This window comes from Pigmentiphaga litoralis, from assembly GCF_014651835.1.
Classification (GTDB): domain Bacteria; phylum Pseudomonadota; class Gammaproteobacteria; order Burkholderiales; family Burkholderiaceae_B; genus Pigmentiphaga; species Pigmentiphaga litoralis.
On sequence record NZ_BMXQ01000001.1, the window covers coordinates 3,680,297 to 3,701,510 of the forward strand.

General features: G+C 64.5%; 21 protein-coding genes. 11 read left to right on the forward strand and 10 right to left on the reverse strand.

Features of this window, described 5'->3' with window-relative positions; translation table 11 throughout:
• Window positions 1-2: 2 nt before the first annotated feature.
• Window positions 3-896 (reverse strand): LysR family transcriptional regulator, encoded by an 894-nt coding sequence (locus IE116_RS16805; protein WP_189614081.1) that lies wholly within the window; start codon window positions 894-896, stop codon window positions 3-5.
• A 133-nt stretch (window positions 897-1,029) separates the two neighbouring features.
• Between IE116_RS16805 and IE116_RS16810 the strand changes: the two genes are divergently transcribed.
• The 4 genes from IE116_RS16810 to IE116_RS16825 all read left to right on the forward strand — a co-directional run bounded on the left by IE116_RS16810 (window position 1,030) and on the right by IE116_RS16825 (window position 6,220).
• Window positions 1,030-2,019: a Bug family tripartite tricarboxylate transporter substrate binding protein gene (locus tag IE116_RS16810; protein ID WP_229828230.1), complete on the forward strand. Its 990-nt coding sequence runs from the start codon at window positions 1,030-1,032 to the stop codon at window positions 2,017-2,019.
• A 27-nt stretch (window positions 2,020-2,046) separates the two neighbouring features.
• On the forward strand, window positions 2,047-3,054 hold the full coding sequence (locus tag IE116_RS16815) for a Bug family tripartite tricarboxylate transporter substrate binding protein (RefSeq protein WP_229828231.1): 1,008 nt from the start codon (window positions 2,047-2,049) through the stop codon (window positions 3,052-3,054).
• Window positions 3,055-3,119: 65 nt separating this feature from the next.
• Complete coding sequence (locus IE116_RS16820) at window positions 3,120-4,568, forward strand: UbiD family decarboxylase (protein ID WP_189614082.1); 1,449 nt, start codon at window positions 3,120-3,122, stop codon at window positions 4,566-4,568.
• Entirely contained in the window at window positions 4,565-6,220 is a 1,656-nt protein-coding gene (locus IE116_RS16825; protein WP_189614083.1) for a thiamine pyrophosphate-binding protein, read from the forward strand. The genes IE116_RS16820 and IE116_RS16825 overlap by 4 nt, the downstream gene beginning before the upstream one ends.
• A 58-nt stretch (window positions 6,221-6,278) precedes the next feature.
• On the opposite strand, the gene IE116_RS16830 is transcribed toward IE116_RS16825, so the two are convergent.
• Complete coding sequence (locus IE116_RS16830) at window positions 6,279-7,829, reverse strand: CYTH and CHAD domain-containing protein (protein ID WP_189614084.1); 1,551 nt, start codon at window positions 7,827-7,829, stop codon at window positions 6,279-6,281.
• A 255-nt stretch (window positions 7,830-8,084) separates the two neighbouring features.
• On the opposite strand from IE116_RS16830, the gene IE116_RS16835 reads away from it, so the two are divergent.
• Window positions 8,085-9,407 (forward strand): cation:proton antiporter, encoded by a 1,323-nt coding sequence (locus tag IE116_RS16835; protein ID WP_189614085.1) that lies wholly within the window; start codon window positions 8,085-8,087, stop codon window positions 9,405-9,407.
• 58 nt (window positions 9,408-9,465) lie between these two features.
• Here IE116_RS16835 and IE116_RS16840 read toward each other — a convergent pair whose 3' ends face one another.
• The gene (locus IE116_RS16840; protein ID WP_189614086.1) at window positions 9,466-10,335 is read right to left on the reverse strand and encodes an SDR family oxidoreductase; all 870 of its coding nucleotides are present in this window, start codon (window positions 10,333-10,335) and stop codon (window positions 9,466-9,468) included.
• Between the two features lie 114 nt (window positions 10,336-10,449).
• Between IE116_RS16840 and IE116_RS16845 the strand changes: the two genes are divergently transcribed.
• Window positions 10,450-11,346: a LysR family transcriptional regulator gene (locus tag IE116_RS16845; protein ID WP_189614087.1), complete on the forward strand. Its 897-nt coding sequence runs from the start codon at window positions 10,450-10,452 to the stop codon at window positions 11,344-11,346.
• 30 nt (window positions 11,347-11,376) lie between these two features.
• On the opposite strand, the gene IE116_RS16850 is transcribed toward IE116_RS16845, so the two are convergent.
• Window positions 11,377-11,796 carry a CopD family protein gene (locus IE116_RS16850; RefSeq protein WP_308428244.1) on the reverse strand — a complete coding sequence of 140 codons (420 nt, stop codon included), beginning with the start codon at window positions 11,794-11,796 and terminating at the stop codon, window positions 11,377-11,379.
• The gene (locus tag IE116_RS16855; protein WP_189614088.1) at window positions 11,793-12,140 is read right to left on the reverse strand and encodes a DUF3817 domain-containing protein; all 348 of its coding nucleotides are present in this window, start codon (window positions 12,138-12,140) and stop codon (window positions 11,793-11,795) included. The genes IE116_RS16850 and IE116_RS16855 overlap by 4 nt, the downstream gene beginning before the upstream one ends.
• A 193-nt stretch (window positions 12,141-12,333) precedes the next feature.
• Here IE116_RS16855 and IE116_RS16860 point away from each other — a divergent pair, with 193 nt between their 5' ends.
• The gene (locus IE116_RS16860; protein ID WP_189614089.1) at window positions 12,334-13,299 is read left to right on the forward strand and encodes a GlxA family transcriptional regulator; all 966 of its coding nucleotides are present in this window, start codon (window positions 12,334-12,336) and stop codon (window positions 13,297-13,299) included.
• Here the strand turns inward: IE116_RS16860 and IE116_RS16865 are convergent.
• Window positions 13,296-14,363 carry an SDR family oxidoreductase gene (locus tag IE116_RS16865; protein WP_189614090.1) on the reverse strand — a complete coding sequence of 356 codons (1,068 nt, stop codon included), beginning with the start codon at window positions 14,361-14,363 and terminating at the stop codon, window positions 13,296-13,298. The genes IE116_RS16860 and IE116_RS16865 overlap by 4 nt on opposite strands.
• 84 nt (window positions 14,364-14,447) lie before the next feature.
• Window positions 14,448-15,419, reverse strand: a complete 972-nt coding sequence (locus IE116_RS16870; RefSeq protein WP_189614091.1) for an AraC family transcriptional regulator — start codon at window positions 15,417-15,419, stop codon at window positions 14,448-14,450.
• Window positions 15,420-15,524: 105 nt separating this feature from the next.
• On the opposite strand from IE116_RS16870, the gene IE116_RS16875 reads away from it, so the two are divergent.
• Window positions 15,525-16,358 carry an oxidoreductase gene (locus IE116_RS16875; protein WP_189614092.1) on the forward strand — a complete coding sequence of 278 codons (834 nt, stop codon included), beginning with the start codon at window positions 15,525-15,527 and terminating at the stop codon, window positions 16,356-16,358.
• Window positions 16,359-16,669: 311 nt separating this feature from the next.
• Here IE116_RS16875 and IE116_RS16880 read toward each other — a convergent pair whose 3' ends face one another.
• Together IE116_RS16880 and IE116_RS16885 are read right to left on the reverse strand one after the other, a co-directional pair.
• Entirely contained in the window at window positions 16,670-16,858 is a 189-nt protein-coding gene (locus IE116_RS16880) for a RidA family protein (protein ID WP_189614717.1), read from the reverse strand.
• Between the two features lie 98 nt (window positions 16,859-16,956).
• Window positions 16,957-17,541 carry a TetR/AcrR family transcriptional regulator gene (locus IE116_RS16885; protein WP_189614093.1) on the reverse strand — a complete coding sequence of 195 codons (585 nt, stop codon included), beginning with the start codon at window positions 17,539-17,541 and terminating at the stop codon, window positions 16,957-16,959.
• Between the two features lie 141 nt (window positions 17,542-17,682).
• Here IE116_RS16885 and IE116_RS16890 point away from each other — a divergent pair, with 141 nt between their 5' ends.
• The 3 genes from IE116_RS16890 (at window position 17,683) to nhaA (ending at window position 20,788) form a co-directional block, all read left to right on the forward strand.
• Window positions 17,683-18,444, forward strand: coding sequence for an SDR family NAD(P)-dependent oxidoreductase (locus tag IE116_RS16890; RefSeq protein ID WP_189614094.1), 762 nt, complete (start codon window positions 17,683-17,685; stop codon window positions 18,442-18,444).
• Window positions 18,445-18,478: 34 nt separating this feature from the next.
• Window positions 18,479-19,444, forward strand: a complete 966-nt coding sequence (locus IE116_RS16895; RefSeq protein ID WP_189614095.1) for an SDR family NAD(P)-dependent oxidoreductase — start codon at window positions 18,479-18,481, stop codon at window positions 19,442-19,444.
• 165 nt (window positions 19,445-19,609) lie between these two features.
• Window positions 19,610-20,788: a Na+/H+ antiporter NhaA gene (gene nhaA, locus IE116_RS16900; protein WP_189614096.1), complete on the forward strand. Its 1,179-nt coding sequence runs from the start codon at window positions 19,610-19,612 to the stop codon at window positions 20,786-20,788.
• Here the strand turns inward: nhaA and IE116_RS16905 are convergent.
• Window positions 20,706-21,167 carry a response regulator gene (locus IE116_RS16905; protein WP_189614097.1) on the reverse strand — a complete coding sequence of 154 codons (462 nt, stop codon included), beginning with the start codon at window positions 21,165-21,167 and terminating at the stop codon, window positions 20,706-20,708. The genes nhaA and IE116_RS16905 overlap by 83 nt on opposite strands.
• Window positions 21,168-21,214: the final 47 nt, after the last annotated feature.

Genomic DNA, 21,214 nt, shown 5'->3' on the forward strand with positions numbered 1-21,214 from the left:
CGTCAGGCGCCGATGGCGCGAATATGCCGGATCAGGGTGCTGACAAAAGCCGATGCCGCGGGTGACAGCGGCCTTCGCGGATGGGACACGCAAATCAGCTGCCGGGAAAGTCGCGGGGCTTCCAGCAGATACCCTTGCACCTGGCCGCGCTGCAGCGGTCCGCGAACGGCAACCCGTGGCAATACCGTGCCGAAGTCGCTGCGACCCACCAGGTGCAGGATCGCACTGATCGAATCCAGCTCGACCGACGGTTGCAGCAACACGTCTTCCGCCTCGGCAAAACTTTCCAGTATTCCCCGCAAGCCATGACGACGGCTGGGCAGGACCAGCTTCATGTCTGCAAGGTGCTGGAACGGCACGCTTTCGGGCAGGGGAGCGAAGGTCGGACCGGTCACAAGAAGCAGGTCCTCTTCAGCGATCGACTCAGACATCAAGGCGAGCGATCGCCGCGGCTTGTTGATGATCGCCGCGTCGAGCTGTCCGACCGACACGGCGTCCGTCAAGGTGCCGCTGAAGCCATCGGTCAGCGACAGTTCAACCTTGGGATGCTGTTCGGAAAATTCCAGCAGCGCATCGACCAGCACACCCTGGGCAAGGCTTTCGATCATGCCGATGCGCACCTGGCCCGATAGTTCGGTGGTGGTCTGCATGACCTGTTCACGCGCGCGCATATAGTCGCCAAGCACAGGAAGAAAGAGCCGATACATGCGGCGTCCTTCGGTGGTCGGCTCCATGCCCTTCGGGTTGCGAACGAACAAAGGCTTGCCGATTTCTTCTTCAAGCTTCGCGATCTGCATGCTCAATGCGGGCTGCACGATATTGAGCCGCCGGGCCGCGCGGGTCACCGATCCTTCTTCGTACAGACATACGAAATACTGAACCTGCCTGAATTCCATGACGCTCCCGCAGCGTTGTTGCGCGATCAGATTTATTGATGTGACTTATCACTTTAGATTAATTGACCTGATATAGGTGGGTTTCTAGACTGCTCTCCATGCGGCCGCTCAGAGCCGCTCCAGGAGACGCAACATGCCTGCCGCTTTCGTACGTTCCTTCGTCGTGGCCGCAACCTGCGCGGCGGTGACCATGGCACTGTGTGCCCCTGCCGCGCACGCCCAGCACGACTACCCTTCCAAGCCCATCCGCATCGTCGTGCCCTATCCCACGGGCGGCTTCAACGACACGCTGGGGCGCATCGTCGCAGCCAAGCTGTCGACGGCGTGGAAGCAGACCGTGATCGTCGAGAACAAGCCTGGCGGCGGCACGGTCATCGGCACGCAAGCCGTCGCCCAGGCGCCGGCCGACGGCTATACCCTGCTTGTCGTGCAGTTCCCCTTTGCAGCCAATCCCTGGCTTTACAAATCCCTGCCTTACGACACCGCCAAATCGTTCGCGCCGGTGGTGCTGGCCGGTCGCTCTCCCATGCTGTTCGTGGTGCCCAGCAGCAGTCCGCTGCGCTCGATGCGCGATGTGCTGGCTCAGGCAAAGGCCAGGCCGGCCGCGTTGAACTACGGATCTTCCGGCGCCGGATCGTCCAATCATCTGGCGATGGCGCTGTTCGAAAGCGTCACGGGCACCCGCATGACGCAGGTCCCCTACAAAGGCAGCACGCCGTTGCTGACGGACCTTGCAGGCGGCCAGGTCGACCTTGCCATCGACCTGTTGCCCCATGCCTTGCCATTCATCCAGTCCGGGCGGCTGCGTCCCCTGGCGATCGCCGGCACGCAACGCTCCACCCTGATGCCCGATCTGCCGACCACCAGCGAGGCCGGCATTCCCTCGTATGAAGTCACGTCCTGGCACGGCTTCGTGGCGCCGGCGGGAACGCCGCCGGCAGTCATCGACAAGCTCAACCGGGAACTCAATACGATCTTCGCCATGGAGGACGTCAAGAAGACATTTGCGCAGCAGGGCGTTGTTCCCGACGGCGGCACGCCGGCCCGGTTCCAGCAATTCATCGATGGGCAGATGGCGCTCTGGAAGAAGGTGGTCCAGGACGCGGCCATTACCGCTGAATGATGCCGACACGAGACGACGGGAGACACCATGTCCAACACCTGCTTCATGCATCGCTTCGCTTTTCTTGGCCTGACTTTTGGCCTGCCCCTTGCCCTGACCCTTGCCGCCGGGGGCGCGCAGGCACAGAACGCGCCGCCGGCCTATCCCGACAAGCCCATACGCATCGTCGTTCCCTACACGCCTGGCGGCTTCAACGATTCGATGGCGCGCCTGTTGGGCAGCAAGCTGCACAAGGCATGGGGCCAGCCGGTGATCGTTGAAAACCGGCCCGGTGCAGGCACGATCCTGGGCACCGAAGTCGGCGCCAAGGCGCCACCGGACGGATACACCCTGGTCGTTGCGGGCTTTCCGCTGGTCGTCAATCAGTACCTCTACACCAAGCTTCCCTACGATACGAAAAAGGACTTCAGCCCCGTGATCCTTGCGGGCCAGACACCCAATCTGCTCGTGGTCCGCGCCGACTCGCCCTTCAAGTCGATGGCTGAACTGATCGCGGCCGCCAAGGCGACGCCGGGCAAGTTGAACTACGCGTCGGCCGGCAGCGGAACGTCGCTGCATCTGGCAATGGAGTACTTCAAGAATGTCACCGGCACGGATCTGAACCAGATTCCGTACAAGGGCAGCGCGCAGATGGTGACGGATCTCCTGGGCGGCCAGGTCGACGTCATGTTCGACAACCTGCCCAATGCCCTGCCCCATGTACAGGCCGGCAAGATGCGCGCGCTGGCGGTCACGTCCAAGCAGCGCCTGTCCGCATTGCCAGACATTCCCACGGTGGCCGAGCAGGGTTATCCGGGCTTCGACGTGGCCGTCTGGTATGGACTGGCCGCCCCGAAAGGCACGCCGCAACCCCTGCTGGACAAGCTGAACGCCGAACTGCAGGCCGCGCTCGATGCCGAAGACGTCAAGACGACATTTGCCGCCCAAGGCGTCGAGATCCTTGGCGGTTCCGGTGGCGACTTCGAACGCTTCTTCGCCGCCCAGGATGCCAAATGGGCGCCCGTGATCCGCAAGGCCGGAATACGGGCCGACTGACGCAGCAAGATCCCGTGGCGGGATCCTCTACACGCGGACCCGCCTCTTTTCATGGCAGAACTTCGATGACCGACTCCGATACGTCCGCCGGCGCACGCCGCGCGCCCTTTACCGATCTGCGCCAGTGGCTGGCTCATCTCGATTCCACTGGCCGGGTCGCCGTGATGCGCGAAGGCGTCCCCCTGCAACACACCCTGGCCGCCATTGCCAAACGGCTGGACGGCCACAAGGTCGCTTACTTCCCGCGCCCGGGCGGCCATGCCATCCCGGTCGTGTCGGGCTTCATGGCCCGGCGCGCCTGGATCGCCGAAGCGATTGGCGTGCCCGAGTCGGGATTGCTTGCGCACTTTCGCGACGCGGCCGAGCACCCCCTTCCGTGGACCGAAGTGCCCGCCGCGACGGCACCGTGCCAGCAGATCGTTCATCGGGACGTCGATGTCCTGAATACGCTTCCGGTCCCCACGCACAGCGAACATGACAGCGGCCCGTACATCACCGCCGGCCTGGTCATTGCCCGCAATCCTGTCACCGGCGTGCAGAACGTTTCCATCAATCGCATCCAGGTCCACGATCGCCAGCGCATGGCGATCCTGATGCTGCCGCGGCATCTGCTGGCGTTCTACAAGGAGGCCGAGGCGCGTGGCCAGGCCCTGGAAGTCGCGGTGGTGATTGGCGTGGACCCCTTGACGCTGCTGGCTTCGCAGGCGATCGCCCCCATCGATACCGATGAACTCGAGATCGCCGGCGCGCTGCACGGCGCGCCGCTGGATGTGGTCAAGTGCGTGACCCACGACGTGCGGGTGCCCGCGCATGCCGAGATCGTGATCGAAGGCCGCATCCTGCCCACAGAGCGCGATGCGGAAGGCCCGTTCGGCGAATTTCCCAAGTACTACAGCGCACGTGAATACCGCGAGGTCATCCAGGTGGACGCCATCACGCATCGGGCGAACCCGCTCTTTCACACCATCATCCCGGCCGAAATGGAGCATCTGCTGCTGGGCTCCATTCCGCGTGAAGCGACCCTGCTCGCGCATCTGCAGCGCAGCTTCTCCAATGTGCTCGACGTGCATCTGGCGATAGGCGGCGTCGGCCGCTATCACCTGCACGTCAAGATTCGCAAGACCCACGAAGGGCAGCCCAAGAATGTGATCTGCGCGGCGTTCGGTGCGCACTACGACATCAAGCAGGTGATCGTGGTGGATGACGATGTCGAGGTGCATGACCCGCTGCAGGTCGAGTGGGCCGTCGCCACGCGCTTTCAGGCGGATCGCGACCTGGTCGTCATTGCCGGCGCGCAAGGGTCGGTGCTCGATCCGTCCACCACGGTCGGACTCGACTTCAGCGGCGGCGCCCCGCCGGCCCATCTTCAGGGCGTCAGCGCCAAGATGGGACTGGATGCAACGCGCCCGGTCGTCTATCACGAACACGTGTTCACGAAAGTGCGTGTGCCCGGAGAAAGCGACATCGATCTCGACGCCGAAATCGATCCCGCCGGCCGCGTGGAATTTCTATGAGGACCGGCGGCCGAATCCTGGTTGACGCGCTTGTAGGCCACGGCGTCGACACCGCCTATTGCGTGCCCGGCGAAAGCTACCTGGCCGTTCTGGACGCGCTGTACCAAGTGCGGGACACACTGCGGCTGATCGTGTGCCGGCAAGAAGGCGGCGCGGCCCACATGGCCGAAGCGCACGCCAAGCTGACCGGCGAACCGGGCATCTGCTTCGTGACCCGCGGCCCGGGCTCGACCAACGCGAGCATTGCCATTCACACCGCCAGGCAGGACTCCACGCCGCTGATCGTTTTTGTGGGGCAGGTGGGGCGCGATGCGACCAGCCGAGAGGCCTGGCAGGAAATCGACTACCGGCACATGTTCGGCCACATCGCCAAATGGGTGGACCAGGTCGACGATGCGCGGCGCCTGCCCGAGTTCATCAGCCGGGCGTTTCATGTGGCCACGTCGGGGCGTCCGGGGCCGGTCGTGCTTGCGCTGCCCGAAGACATGCTGACCGACCTCGTGGACGTTACCGACGCCCCGCGCTATCGACGGAGCAGCGCCGCGCCGGCACCGGACGCCATGGACGCCCTGCTGCGCGAACTGGAAACGGCCGAACGGCCCTTGCTGGTGCTGGGCGGCGGCGGCTGGACGCGCGAGGCCAGCGACGACATCACCGCCTTTGCGCATCGTTTCGACCTGCCGGTCGCCTGCGCCTTCCGCCGGCAGGACCTGATCGACAATCACGACGATCACTACATCGGCGAAGCAGGGCTGGGCATGGATCCAAGGATCGCCCAACGCATCCGCGATGCCGATCTGGTCATCGCGGTCGGGGCGCGACTGGGCGAAACATCCACCCAGGGATACGCGCTGCTGGAGGTACCGCGTCCGCATCAGCGACTCGTCCATGTCCATCCGGACCCGAGCGAGCTTGGCCATGTCTACCACGCCGACGTGCCGGTCAACGCCGCCATGCCCGCCTTTGCCCGCGCCGCCCGAGCGCTTGCCCCACGCCAGCCCGTGCCCTGGAGCGCCTGGACGCGCGCGGCCCGCGCCGACCAGCTCCAGTACATCGAACCGCCCGCATCCATGCCCGGCGAGGTCGATCTGGGCCTGGTAATGGTGCACCTTCGCGACACCTTGCCCGCGGATACCATCGTCAGCAATGGCGCCGGAAATTACACCTTGTGGGTCCAGCGCTTCTGGCGCTATCGGGGCCTGCGCACGCAACTGGCGCCGACCAGCGGCACCATGGGCTACGGCTTGCCCGCAGCCATTGCCGCCAAACTGGTCCACCCGGAACGCACCGCACTGTGCTTTGCCGGTGACGGTTGTTTCCTGATGAGCGGGCAGGAACTGGCCACGGCCGTGCAGTATCAGTTGGACGTATTGATCATCGTGGTCAACAACGGCATGTACGGCAGCATCCGCATGCATCAGGAACGTCACTACCCCGGCAACGTATGGGGCACGGCGCTGACCAACCCGGACTTTGCTGCGCTCGCCAGGTCCTACGGTGCGCATGGCGCGACGGTCACGCGCACGGCGGAGTTTCCCGAAGCCTTGCAACGCGCCCGGGCGGCGGGCGGGCCGGCGCTGATCGAACTGCAGGTCAGCGGCGAGGCGCTGTCGCCGAAGTTGACGGTGGCGGCCTTGCGGGCGCAGGGTTAGGCGGGTCGGACCGGCCCACCCACGCGCGCATCGAACGCCTGACAACGTCCGTGGTGCGCTACTTCCAGAACGGCCGCGTGTCCCCCAGCGCCGCGAACTGCGTTTCGGCGTCGTCGTACAGGGTCTCGAGCTTTGCGGAAATCCAGCCCACGGCAAACCATGCGGTGGGCTGATTTGCGGACAGCTCGCGATAGGTTTCTCGCGCCACCACCAGGTCATTGATATTGCCGAGCACGTCTTGCAACGTGGCCAGGCTTTTCAGGTAAGGCTTGACATGGTCCGGGTCGAACAACGACTCGGTAAACGACAAGCCATACCGCAGCCGTTTGGCCAGCTTGCGCAGATCGTGGCGGGCCTCGTCTTCCAGCAGGTGGAACCGGCTGCCCTGCTCCACCAGTTCCTTGTGCCACTTCTTCAGGCGGCGCACGACGGGCACCTCCAGCTTGGTGGGCCGCAGCGGCACGGCCACGACAGGCGACGGTATTGCCGACGCACTGTCCCGCAGGCCCACGTTCCACGCCAGCAGATCCAGCAGCCACCCTTGAAAGGCCGCGGATGCCGCCACCGTCGCGGCATCGACCCCTTTGCCCGAGCTCCCCAGGTCCACCGGCTCCATGCCGGCTGCGCTCAGGAGCGGAACGACCGTTTCATTGAGCACGTCGCTGTCGCGCGCTTCGCCGAACTGCCCGAAGAAATCCGCCGCGGCTTTCTGGGCGTGGTCATCGGGCAGCGGCGCCCACCCCTTGAACAGCCGCCAGGCCGACCGCAACCGCCGCAGGCCGATGCGCAACTGATGGACATGCTTGGCGTTGATGGCCGTCATGCTGAGTTCGCCGTCGATCCCTGACAGCGCGGTGGCGTTGCGCATGACTTGGTCCAGGCACTCCGCCGTGACGACATCCAGCGCCTGACTGGGCGTGGCCCGTGGCGACAACGCCATGCGGCTTGCCATCGTCGGCGCCCAATACGTGTCGATCTGGCTTTGGCGCACGCTCGCCCGGTCGGCGTCGGGCGCGGCAAGAATGGCGGCGGCTGCCTTGGCCAGACGGTCTCCCCGTTCGGCCTTGCTGCGTGCATCGAGCACCAGCCGGTGCCGCGCCGTCCACGCTTTGGCCAACGTGAACAGGGTGTCGACCGTGCCGGACATCAGTTCGAATTCCAGCTCGTGCAGCGGCAACTCCAGGTCGCCGGCGCAGATCGTGCCTTCGTCATAGGCTGCCTCCGCCACGCCATCGGGCGTTCGCACCTCGGCTTTCAGGCGCCAGACATTGGTTTCGTAACGCAGGCCGAGCTCGCCCTTCAGCTGCCGGATGATGCCTTCCGCCGGCGTTCCGGCGTATACCGACAGGTCCAGCTGGGGTGCCGTGCGGGGGTGATTCAGTTCGACCCGCGTCACCGAATTCTGCCCGGCCTTCTTGAAGGTCTGCACCCAGTGTCGCCCCTCCAACCGAAGGCGCAGCGAGGCGTCGCACCGGGCAAGCTGACGGTCGGGCGTGTCGTAGTACCGGGCACACAGGCGGATCCGCTGTGCGCCCAGCCCGGTAAGTTCATCGGCTACCGCTTTACGGGTGTCGGCCGGAACGGCAAGTTTGATTTCTTGTTCATGCATGATGGCGACCAGGGCAGTTGGGTCAGCACGCAGCGATGCGCAGTGTGCTGACGTTTGTGACATGTCATAAAAATACGGACGCGTTGATCCACGTCGTGGCGCGTAACGTCCCGACGTGGGCATGGACCGGCTGCAGCAAAAAACTTGCCCATGGGGGGCGCAAGTGGAACGCCAGCACGCAAGCTGGCACGAACGTTGCTGAGTACGACGGATGAGCGCAACCAGGCACTCCCACCCGCCGCCGACCAGGGTCCCATGCAGCTCCCCTTCGATTTCTCCCCCGACCCTTACATCCTCGTCCTGACGGGCACCGGGCTGCTGATAGCCCTGGTGGCGTGGCTGCCCCTTGCCTTGCGACGGCTGCCGCTTTCCTTGCCCATCGTCTGCATTGCACTTGGCGCCGGTATTTTTCTGCTCCCGCAGGTAACGCTGGATCCCCTTCCGATGCGCTACCCCAAGATCACCGAACGATTTTCCGAGTTCGTGGTGATCATCGCGTTGATGGGCGCCGGCCTGAAACTCGACCGTATCTTCAGCTTCCGCACCTGGGGCGTCACGTGGCGGTTGATCGCCCTGACGATGCCTCTGAGCATTGCTGCGATCACGCTGATCGCCGGAGCATGGATGGGCCTGACGTGGACCGCCGCCCTGCTGCTGGGGGCCGCTCTCGCGCCAACCGATCCGGTGCTGGCCGCGGACGTCCAGGTCGGCCCCCCCAAATCCGGCGACGAAGACAAAGTGCGCTTTGGCCTGACGTCGGAAGCAGGCATGAACGACGGCTTTGCGTTTCCTTTCGTTCACCTGGCGATCGTGCTGTCGCTGGCCGCAACGACCGGCGAACCCTGGCTTGCCAAATGGCTGTCCTACAACGTGCTGTGGGAAATCGGCGCCGGCGTGGTCGGCGGCTATCTGGTCGGACGCCTGTTCGGATGGCTGACCTTTCACGTTCCCGCCAAGACCAAACTGGTCAAGACCGGTGATGGCCTGATCGCCGTATCGGCCACCTTTGTTTCCTACGGCCTGACCGAATTGATCCACTGCTACGGTTTCCTGGCCGTCTTCGTCACCGCCCTGACCTTTCGCCACGCCCATCGCGACCACGAATTCCAGCTCGAAATGCATGCCCTGACCGAACAGGTCGAACGCATTGCAATGATGGTGCTGCTGATCCTGTTCGGCGGCGCACTGGTCAGCGGCCTGCTGTCCGCGCTGCAATGGACCGACGCGGTGGCGGTAATCGTCATCCTGTTGGTCGTGCGCCCGGTTGCCGGCCTGCTTGGATTGATCGGACACAAGGCGGACTGGCAGGAACGGCTGACCCTGTCGTTCTTCGGCATCCGCGGCGTCGGCTCGATCTATTACCTGGCATATGGCCTGAACTACATGGAGAACGTGCAGGATGCCGGACGCCTGTGGTCCATCGTTGGCCTGGTCATCCTGGTGTCGATCCTGATACACGGCATGACCGTGACACCGATCATGCGCAACTTTGACCGGAGCCAGGGCCGGGATCCGGATGCCGACGACGCCACCCCGCCGCCGGGATTGCAGGGGAAGGCGGCGCAGTCGGAAACGTAGGCGAGGTGATCAGAACACCGCGGTCAACGACGCCATCCTGCCATCGACGGTGACCGGCTTACCCCGTCTTGCCAAGCCCCTCCGCAAACGCCCGATACGATCCCAACGGCCGGCCCAGAATTGTGGTCAGCCGCTCGACATCTCCCGCCTCGGGCACCATGCCGTCGCTCAGGAACCGTTCGGTCATCAGGCGCATGTCGTAGGCCATCCAGCCTGGCGCGTACTGGCGCAGGGTCTGTTCGAACTGCACCGTGTCGTCGCCACCGTACTGAATCGGCCGCTTCAGCACGTCCGTCCAGATCTGCGCGACATCGGCGCCGGTCAGGGTGTCGGGGCCGACGATGTTGATGCGTTCGAGCGGCAAGGGCTGCGCGGCCTGGCCGCGCTCGATCAGCTTGATGGCGGCGACTTCGGCAATGTCGCGGGCGTCGGCCATGGCAATTCCCTTGCTGCCGATGGGCATCGGATAGACGCCGTGCTGGAACACGACGTCCTTGACCGTCAGGTCGTTCTGGATGAAGTACGCGGGGCGCAGGATCGTCGCGGAAAAACCCATCTGTTCGATCATGCGTTCGACGCCGAACTTGCCGGCAAAGTGCGGCACGTTCACATACACGTCGCTGTGGATCACCGAGAGGTAGACGACCCGGGTGACGCCTGCCTGCCGGGCGACGTTCAGTGCGATCAATGCCTGCGTGAACTCGTCCGGGACAACGGCGTTGAGCAGGAACAGGGTCGACACGCCATTGACGGCGGCGCGCAGCGCATCGACGTCGAGCAGGTCGCCCTGGACGACGTCCACACCTGCCGGCAGGTTGGCCGTCTCGGGTTTGCGAACCAGCGCGCGGACGTGGGCGCCGCGCTTGACGAGCTGGTCGACGACAGTGCGGCCAATGGTGCCGGTGGCGCCGGTAACGAGGATGGTCATGATGTTCACTCCTGGAAAGTCGGTTGAATGCGGGGTTGACGCTTGCATCGTAGGCGTCCCACGCATGCGCCGATAGACGGTATATTTGGACATACCGTCTCAAAGGTGGAACGCGTGGATCTTCTGGCGCTGGCTGACTTCAACCTGGTGGCGCGCCACGGCGGCTTCGGCCGTGCGGCGCGTGCCACCGGCCGCCCCAAGGCCACGCTGTCGCGGCGGGTGGTCGAACTGGAAAGCAGTCTGGGACTGCGCCTGATGGAGCGCGGCGCGCGCGTGCTCAAACTCACGCAAGAAGGCCAGGCCTTGTACGAGCGCACGAGCGCCTTGCTTGCCGAAGTCGACGAAACGGCGGCTGCCCTCGCCTCGGGCGGCGCGACGGCGCGCGGCCGGCTGCGCATCAGCGCGCCCAATCTGTTCTCGCAGGCCGCTATGGGCAAGCTGGCCGGCGGATTCGCGTTGGCCTACCCCGACGTGCGGCTGGAAGTGACTGCGGAAGACCGTGCGGTCGACATGGTGGAAGAAGGCTACGACCTGGTGATCCGCGTGAATCCCGACCCCGACGCAACCCTGGTCGGCCGCATCTTTCTGCGCGACCGTCTGGTGGTGGTGGCCCATCCCGACCTGCGTGCGCCGGTCAAAGGCAAGGCGGCGCCTGTCGTTGTGTACGGACCCGGCGCCGGCATGACGGAGTGGACGATAATGAAAGGCAGCCGCAAAACGATGATCGCCGTCGACCCCGTGCTGCGCCTGACGTCGCTGTTGATGGTGCGGGATGCGGTGCGGGCAGGCGCGGGTGCCGCACGCCTGCCGATCTCACTGGTCAGCCAGGACCTGGACAGAGGCCGGCTGGCGCTGTGGGGCGACGTGGACGACTCCGAAGTCGCCTTGTGGGCGCTGTACCCGTCGCGGCGGCTGCTGAGCGCGCGCGTGTCGGCATTCCTGGAGTACCTGAAGTCGGCGTTTCCCAATGGCACGCCGGAGGAACTCGCGGCGTATCTGGCTCGGGATTGAGCACAGGGTCGGATGCTCGGACGGCCCCACTCAGAATGGCTTGGCTACCGCCAGCACCGCAACCGCAACAATCCCCCCGATCAACCAGGGCCCGGTGCGCCACGCCCACGTCTGGGTCCGGTTCACGATGCGACGCAGTTGGCCGGCCTGGATGCCGTGCAGGGCGGACAGGGCCAGGACGACGCCTGCCTTGACGGGAAGCCAGGCGCCGCCTGCCCACCCACCCGACATGACCAGGCCGAGGCCGAACGCCCATACCAGCCCCATGGCGGGCAGCGTCACCGCGCGGTCCCAGCAGCGAACGATGACGGCCATGGCGCTCGCCGATTCCGACGCAAATACGACGGATCGAATGAACAGGCTCGTTCCGACCAGCCCGCCAACGAAGATCAATGCGGAGGCCACGTGCAGCGCCTTGATCCATGGATAGGAATCGGCCGGCGACATCATCGTGCGGCCGTGCGCAGTCGGGCCATCTTGCTGGACAGCAGCACACCGCTGAAGAAGCCGCCGCCTGGCACCGTCGCCAGCGCAATCAGCCGCGCGCCATCGCGCCAGCTCCAGTCCGTCGCCGAGGCCGTCATTTGCAGCACCAGCCAGGCGTAAGCCAGGAAGGCGAATCCATGCAGCGGCCCCATGACCTGCACGCCGGTCGCCCACCCGCCCGCATGCTTGAGCGGGACTGCGATCAGCAGCAGGACCAGCAAGGTCGACCCTTCCAGGAACGACGCCATCCTGAGACGCCTCAGGTGGAACAGTTCGTCATGGACGTCCACGCCGTCAGGAACCGCCATGCGTGAGGATGAAGGAATGGAAGATGTGCGAGAGGGTCGTGGCGGCAGGGTCGGCATGGTTTGATCGGTATCAGCAACCCGACCTTTATAGCTTTCCCACACCACCCCGCGTGAGTGGCAGGAACGACAAACTATGCTGAATTACTGCCAAGCTGCGCTATGATGCCCAACTGTCTACACAGGGTGCCGACGTATGCAAAAAATTGTGGTGGTGGCGCTGCCTGGCGTCCTGCCTTCCGACCTGGGAATCGCCTGCGATGTGTTCCGGTATGTCCGCTTGGCCAACGGTGATCCCGCTTACTCGGTCGACGTCTGCGGCGAAACCCGGCAAGTCGAGGCGGGACCCTTCGTCGTCAATGTGCGGTCGCGGCTGAACGCGTTAAGCGACGCCGACATCATCGTCGTCCCCGGCACCGAGGACATCGCCCGGGCGCCCTCGCCTGCGGTGGTCCGTGCCCTTCGGTTGGCGCATGAACGCGGCGCATTGCTCGCGTCCATCTGCACCGGGGCGTTCGCTTTGGCAGGAGCAGCGCTGCTGGACCATCGGCGCGCAACGACGCACTGGGCCGCAGCGGGCGAACTTGCCCGCCGGTTTCCGTTGGTCACCGTGGATGTGGACGCCTTGTTCGTTGACGAAGGCAACATTGTGACGTCGGCGGGATCCTCCGCCGGCCTGGATATGTGTCTGCATCTGATCGGTCGCCAGCATGGCCAGGCGGTCGCGGCGCATGCGGCAAGAATGGCCGTTGCGCCGCTTCGCCGCGAGGGCGGCCAGGCCCCCTTCATCCGCCAGCCTGAACCAGTGCCGGGCAGCACCCTGGCTCCGCTGATCGACTGGATGCTGGCGCACCTGGATCAGCCACTCGACGTCGTCACGCTGGCCGCCCGCGCATGCATGACACCGCGCACCTTCGCCCGACGGTTCAAGGACCAGACCGGGACGACACCCATCCAGTGGCTGCTGACGCATCGGGTGCGCCGCGCGCAAGAACTGCTGGAGACAACGGCGTCTTCCATCGACCGGGTCGCCAGCGCCGCCGGCTTCGATTCGCCCGTGACGTTCCGAAGCCGCTTTCAAAGAACGGTGGGGCTGACGCCGAGCGCCTATCGCCGGCGTTTCAGCGACCCGGCGCCCGACGGGCGACCTGCAAGGGCTTAAGGGATCAGCCGCTGCGCGCGCAGGCGTTCGAATAATTCGAAGAATGACGCATCGGTAGCCTGGTAGGCCGTAAAGCCGAGGCGACGGCTGTTGGCCATGTCGGTCATGACTTCCAGCGGGCGGCCCAGATCCAGGTCGGTGTGCCAGGCCGAGGCGAGCCGATCCAGGTCTGGCTCGACCAGGCCATGGCGGGTCGCGATCTCGCGCCACAGCGGCGCATCCTGTGCCATTGCCGTTTCCAATGGCTGGACCTGTCCGCTATAGCCGGCTGCCTCGACGCCGAACCACTCGGCCAGCTTCGGCCACAACCAGCTCCAGCGGAACACGTCGCCGTTCACGATATTGAAGGCTTCGTTCTTTGCCGCATCGGTATCCGCCGCCCAGACCAGCTGCCTGGCCAGCATGCGCGCGTCCGTGACGTCGGACAGGCCTTTCCACTGAGCTTCGGACCCGGGGAACTGGAAAGGGCGGCCTGTTTCCTTGCAGATCGTGGCATAGACCGCCAGCGTCGTGCCCATGTTCATGGCGTTGCCGACTGCCTGGCCGATGATGGAGTGGGGACGGTGCACGCTCCACGTAAAGCGGTCGCGCTCCGCGGCCGCATAGACTTCGTCTTCTTGCGCGTAGTAGAAATTTTCGAGCGGCAGGCGCGGCTGGCTTTCGCGCAGCGGCGTATCCGGCAGCGTGCCGGATTTTGCATACGCCTCGAACGGCCCAAGGTAGTGCTTCAAGCCCGTGACCAAGGCCACATGGCGCACGCTTTTCTTGGGCGCCAGGGCATCCAGCAGGTTGCGCACCAGTGCGGCGTTGACGCGGACATTTTCTGCTTCGGTATCCTGCCGCATCCAGGTGGTGATGAAGACGTGCGTCGGCGCCACATCGGCGAGCGCCGCGCTCAAAGCTTGTGGGTCGAGCAGGTCAGCCGCGACATGCTGCACCTCGGGCAGATCGCCAGGTGGCCGGCGCGACAGGCCGATCACCTTCCAGTCACTGACGAGCAGCTCGCGCGCAACATGGTTGCCGCCTATCCCTGTCACACCTACCACCAAAGCGGTTCGTTGCATGCTTTGTTCCTTTCAGTTTGGATAACGCAATCGTCCCATTCAGCACTCCGCGTGCCTGACCCACCGACCGCGCGGGCCGCATGGTCAATGCGACGAGACAAATGTTGCATCCGCAAACGCGGCCGGCAACGCGAAGCTCTGCCGCAGCCGCCGAGCCTCCGCCGCTGGCGTCAGCCCAAACAACCGCTTGAACTCCCGGCTGAACTGCGCCGGGCTCGTGTACCCCACGGCAAGACTCGCGGCCTCTGCAGTCAGGTCCTGGCGCACCATCAACAGGCGAGCCTGGTGCAAGCGTGTCGACTTTACATACTGCATTGGCGACACCTGCGTAATGGCCTTGAAGTGAGTGTGGAAACTTGGCACGCTCATGCCCGCTGCCTTCGCCAGCTCCGTCACGCCGAGCTGCTGCGCATAGCTTGCGTGAATCAGGCGCAGCGATCTGCCAATGCGGCCGAACTGGCCCCGCGCAGCCAATGCCTCGCGCATCGAACCGCCCTGCGCGCCGGACAGCACACGAAAGTACAGCTCGCGCAGCAAGGCGGGACCCAGCACGGCGGCTTCCAGCGGGTCATGCATCGCCTCAAGAAACCGCAGCACGGACACCTGCATGGCGTCATCCATCGGCGTTGACATCATGCTTTGCGGCGGCTGTACAGGGCGCGTCCCGCCCAGGCGATCGATCTGCGCCGCCACGTCGGCTGCAAGCGCGAAATCCAGGTGCAGATACAGCGCGAGCAGCGGGCGCTCGGCGGTCGCATCAGTCTCCATGCTGAACGGTACCGGTACCGACACGGCAAGATAATGCCGCTCGTCATACAGGTACAGCTGATCGCCAAAATACCCCCGCTTGCGGCCCTGGCAGACGATCACCACACCCGGGTCGTACAGCACAGGCGTGCGCGCAAGCGCCCGATCGGATCGCAAGATCCGCACGCTGGGCAGCGGCGTCAGGCTGTAGCCCTCGGCAGGCGCAAGCGCGTGCAGCAAGGTCACGATGCGGTGCTGGATGGAGACAGGCGGTGGCGCCATGCCTTTGGAAGATGGAGAGACGCTCATCGTTGCGCCCATAGTTTTGTGCAAGAAATTCAGCGAAACGTCGCTTATTTGGTGCGATAGTTCAGACTAGCATGCATTCCCTGCACAACTTTCAGGGACCGCATCATGCCATCCACCAAGACCTTGCTCATCACCGGCGTCAGCAGCGGCTTCGGCCGCGCGCTCGCCCAGGAAGCGCTGGCCGCAGGCCACACTGTCGTAGGAACCGTGCGAACCCTGCAAGCCAGACAGGACTTCGAGGCTCTCTCGAGCCATGCCGCTATCGGACGCGTCCTGGACGTGACCGACTTTGACGCCATCGACGGCGTCGTTGCACAGATCGAGGCAATCGTCGGGCCGATCGACGTTCTGGTCAACAACGCCGGCTATGGTCACGAAGGCACGATGGAAGAATCGCCGCTCTCCGCCATGCGGCGGCAGTTCGACGTCAACGTGTTCGGCGCCGTCGCCATGATCAAAGCCGTGCTGCCCCACATGCGCGCGCGCCGCCGCGGCCACATCCTCAACATCACGTCCATGGGCGGGCACATCACCCTGCCGGGCATCACCTATTACTGCGGCAGCAAGTTTGCTTTGGAAGGCATCTCGGAGGCCCTTGGAAAGGAAGTGGCCGCCTTGGGCATCTCCGTCACCGCCGTGGCGCCCGGATCGTTCCGGACGGACTGGGCCGGAAGGTCCATGGCGCGCACGCCTCGCTCCATTCCCGATTACGACGCCATCTTCAACCCCATCCGCAAAGCGCGGGAAGAGGTCAGCGGCAAGCAACTTGGCGATCCCGCCAAAGCTGCACGGGCCATGCTCGCGGCCATCAGCGCGCACCAGCCGCCGGCGCACCTGCTGCTCGGCAGCGATGCGTTGCGGCTGGTGCGCAGCAAGATGGCAGCGTTGGAACGTGAGATCGAAGCGTGGGAAGCGGTGACCGTGTCGACGGATGGATGAAGGGGCCCTGGAGAGGCTCCGGAGCTGTCCACAGCTGTCCGGAGGTGATCTGGACGGTGATCCCGAGGCGATCCGGAGAGGTTCCGAAGGGGTTCTGAAGGGGTTCCCGAGGGTCCAAAGGCGGCCGAAAGGGTTCTCAGAGGCGCGCCGGGGGACCCTACCTAAATCAATTTCCCAATTTTTTGCCACATTTGCCGAGCAACCCGCTGCTATGGCAAATGTGGCAGATTTCCGGAAATTTTGATTTGAAAGGGTATGCCCGGCGGGGCGCAATGGGGCGGACACCGCCCGCGCCGCCCCACAGTCATGCACTAGGTGGCTTGTGCGACCACCAGCTGGAACTCGATTTCCACTTCAGCGCCCAGGGGCAGCCCGGCCACGATGACCGACGTGCGGGCCGGGGGGACCTCGCCCTTGAACGACTCTTCCCATGCCTGGTTCATCCCGGCCGCGCCTTCCGGCGACGTGCAGAACAGGCGTGCAACGACGAGCCGCGACAGCGACCACCGATGGCTTGTGCTATGTGAGCGCTGGCGGCACCGCCTTCAAGAACGCGATCACGGCAGCTTCATGACGCGACGACGGGCTCAGGTGCCCGTCATGCAACCGGCCAGGCAGCCAGCGCCTGTTCCACCACGGCGTCAAGCATGTCACGGCTTGCCCCGGCCTTGGCCTGCACCGCGACTCCCTGCGCAACGGTCATGATGTAGGCGGCCAGCACGTCGGGCTTGGCCGCCTTGGGAAGATCGCCTTCCTGCCTGGCCCGCTCGAAGCGTTCGGCCAGGCGCGCCTGAGCGGCCGCGCGAAACTTCGCCAGCGCTTGCCGCACCGGCTCCGCATCGTCCGAGGCCGCCAGGGCGCCATTGATGCCAAGACATCCGGTCCGATCAGAAAAGCGTGTATTGAGTTCAAGTGCCTTGTGCAGGTGGTGTGACGCCACCTCGCGCGCGGTTGGTTGCTCGAGCGCTTCTGGAAAGTAGTCGAGATAGCGCTCGTCATACCGAGCCAGTGCTTTCAGGAAAAGCGCTTCCTTGTTGCCGAATGCCGAATACAACGCCGGCCGCTCGACGCCGGCGGCTTCGACCAGGTCGGCATACGAGGCGCCCTCGTACCCCTTGCGCCAGAAGACGCACAGCGCCGCATCCAGCACCTTGTCGACATCAAATTCCCGGTGACGACCCATCGGTCCCTCTCCCTTCTTTTTTCATAACGACTGTTATAAGTCGCTTGACACCTTCTGTCCACTTTCCATACCATCCGTTATCGTAATGAACATTACGATAACAATGTCAGCCCATGAACGCACGGATGCGAGGAGACGGAGATGTCGAACGAACTGAAAGGAAAGGTCGCTCTGGTGACAGGTGGCGCGCGCGGCCTGGGCGCTGCGATTGCCGAAGCATTGGCCGACCGGGGCGCGGACGTGGCGATCAGCTACGTTGCTTCCGCGGACAAGGCCGAAGCCCTGGTCGAGAAACTCAAGGCCCGGGGCGTGCGCGCCATCGCGGTCCGCAGCGATCAGGAAGACATGGCCGCGGCCACATCACTGATCGATGACGTCATGCGGCACTTCGGCCACCTCGACATTCTGGTCAACAACGCCGCGATCGTCGCCAAGGGCCGGATCCTTGGCGATCCCGACCTTGACACCGCGGCGCTCGACCGTCAGTGGCGCGTGAACGTCATGGGTGCGGTGGCAACGACCCGCGCCGCGGCGCCGGTACTCGCTGACGGGGGCCGCATCATCTTCATCGGGTCGATCAACGGCACGCGCTCCATCACCTCCGGTGTCGCCGACTACGCCGGCACCAAGGCCGCCATCAACGGTTACGCCAGAGGCGCGGCGCGGGACCTCGGACCCCGCAACATTACCGTCAACGTTGTCCAGCCAGGCGCCATGCCGACCGACATGATGGCGGAGGTCTTTGGCGACACGAACGCGCCGGACGCGTTCCTGGACATGCATCCCATTCGCCGGATCGCGACCGTTGCGGAAGTTGCTGCTGCGGTCTGCTTCCTGGCCGGACCCACTGCGGGCTACATGACCGGCGGCGTCATCGACGTCGCAGGCGGTCTGGGCATCTGATCCAACCCTTTTTCCCAACACCAAAGGATAGAAAATGACCCACCCATTTGGCGCGACGTCGACGGCCGACGACATTCTTGCCGGTGTCGATCTGAAAGGAAAACGCTACCTCGTCACCGGGGCGGCCTCGGGTATCGGGCGGGAAACGGCGCGTGCGCTGGCAGCCCATGGCGCCACCGTGGTCGGAACGGTCCGGGACCTTGCCACGGGCGAATCCGCAACGGCAGCCGTGCGTGATGCGGCATCGCAAGGCGGCGGCGATCTGACGCTGATCGCACTCGACCTGGGCTCGCTTCGCAGTGTGCGCGCCGCTGCAGACACGCTGCTTGCCACCGGCCTTCGCTTCGACGCCATCATTGCCAACGCAGGCGTGATGGCGACGCCAGCGGGCAAGACGGCAGACGGCTTCGAGACCCAGTTCGGGATCAATCACCTTGGCCACTTCGCGCTGGTGACACGCATCGCGCCGGTGCTCGCCGACGGCGGGCGTCTGGTGGTCGTCTCGTCGCAGGCGCATCGGGTTGCCGACATCGACCTCGACGACCCCAATTTCGAACGTCAGGACTACGATCCTTTCGTGGCCTATGGCCGCTCCAAGACCGCCAACGCCCTGTTCGCCGTGGAGTTCGACCGACGCCATCGTGATCGTGGAATCCGTGCGTCGTCGGTGATGCCGGGCAACAGCCTGACCGACCTTCCTCGCCATTTTTCGCAGGAAGAACTGCAAGGCCTGTTCGCCACCGTCGGCAAGGCCCGCGCCGATGCAGGACTTCCTCCGCCCTTGCTCAAGGACATCTCGCAAGCGGCCGCAACCAGCGTATGGGCTGCGGTGGTTGCCGACCCTGACCACATCGGCGGCAAGTATCTCGAAGACGTCGCGGTGGCGGCGGTCAACGACACGCCCAACCCGTTTGCGGATGGCGTGCGGTCGTATGCAGTGGACCCCACCCGGGCCGGGCAGCTGTGGACAAAGAGCGAAGCACTCGTCGGCACGGCCTGAGCCACAGGCGGCATGCTGCACCGGCACATTTCGTGACAGATGGCTCGGGCTACCCAAGCTAAAATGAACACATAGGACGTGCTGCGTGTGCTTTGAATCCAGGTCAATGATCATGGATTCATAAAAACGGAGAACCTGTTGAACTTCACATAGGAACTCCGCAGCATGCCTGACCGCACGCCCTATTCCCTTGCACGACCCACCCTGTTTCTTCGGTCCCTTCTGGCACACAGTGCTGCCGGCGGCGTGATCTTGATGGTCACCGCCGCGCTGGCCATCCTTGTTGCCAACTCTCCGCTTGTGGATCTGTACCAAAGCACGCTTGCGTCCTACGTCGGCGGGCTGTCCGTGCTGCATTGGATCAACGACGGGCTGATGGCCGTCTTCTTTCTTCTGGTCGGCCTCGAGATCAAACGCGAGGTGCTGGAAGGCGAGCTGTCATCCTGGCCACGACGCATCCTGCCGGGCAGTGCCGCGCTAGGGGGCATGGTCGGGCCTGCACTGATCTACCTTGCGTTCAACCTAGGGCCGACGGGACACCCGAGCGGATGGGCCATTCCCGCCGCCACCGACATCGCCTTTGCGTTGGGCGTGCTGTCGCTGCTCGGCCCGCGCGTGCCGGTATCTCTGCGCGTATTTTTGATGGCGCTGGCGATCATCGATGATCTGGGCGCGGTGGTCATCATCGCCTTGTTCTACACAACGTCGTTGGATGCGCTGGCACTGGGCGGCGCGGGACTGGTCACGCTTGCGCTGATTGCAATGAACCGCGCCGGCGTCAACCGGCTGCTGCCCTACATTGCACTGGGTGCGCTGCTGTGGTTCCTGGTGCTCAAGTCTGGCATCCACGCCACGCTGGCCGGCGTCGTCCTTGCCTTTACGGTCCCGCTCCGCACCCTGTCCAAGCCGGATTCCGGCTCACCGCTGCTGACGATGGAGCATGGCATCCAGCCGTGGGTCACCTTCCTGATCGTTCCGCTGTTCGGTTTCGCCAATGCAGGCGTGTCGTTTGCCGGCATGAGCCTGTCGGCGCTGATCGAGCCGGTGCCACTGGGTATCGCGCTGGGCCTGTTCGTAGGCAAGCAGTTGGGTGTGTTCTTTACTTGCGCAGCGGTCATCAAGTTGGGACTGGCGACCCTTCCGGCACAGGCCACATGGAAGCAGATGTACGGTCTGGCAGCGCTGTGCGGCATCGGATTCACCATGAGCCTGTTCATCGGCCTGCTGGCCTTTCCCGACTCGCCGCTGCTACAGGATCAACTCAAGCTGGGCGTGCTGGCAGGGTCGCTGGCGTCGACGCTTCTGGCGGTGCTGCTGCTGAGGTCGCAGCGCCCGGTTGGTTGACGAAGGCAATCAATTCCTGGATGCTCACCGGCTTGCAAAAATGCCGATCGATACCCGCCTCGAAGGCAAGGCGTTTATCGCCTCGGCGCCCGTGCCCGGTCAGCGCGGCAATCGTCACGGTCCCCATATGCGGATCCTTGCGCAGTTGGCGCGCCAGTTCATAACCGTCCATTACCGGCAAATCGATATCCAGAAGCACGACGTCAGGACGGCGCTCTCGCGCCGCCAGCAGCGCCGCCTGCCCGTCATTCGCAGTGCTCACCGCATGGCCCACGTCTTCCAGCAATTCCGCCAGAATGTCGACCATCATGGCGTCATCATCCACGATCAGAACGCGCTTGCCTGACGCCGATGACAAAAGAGGCTCTTGCGGGCTCATTGGGGCTACCTGTGGGTCCAGCGTGAGTAATTGGTTAGATTCTACCG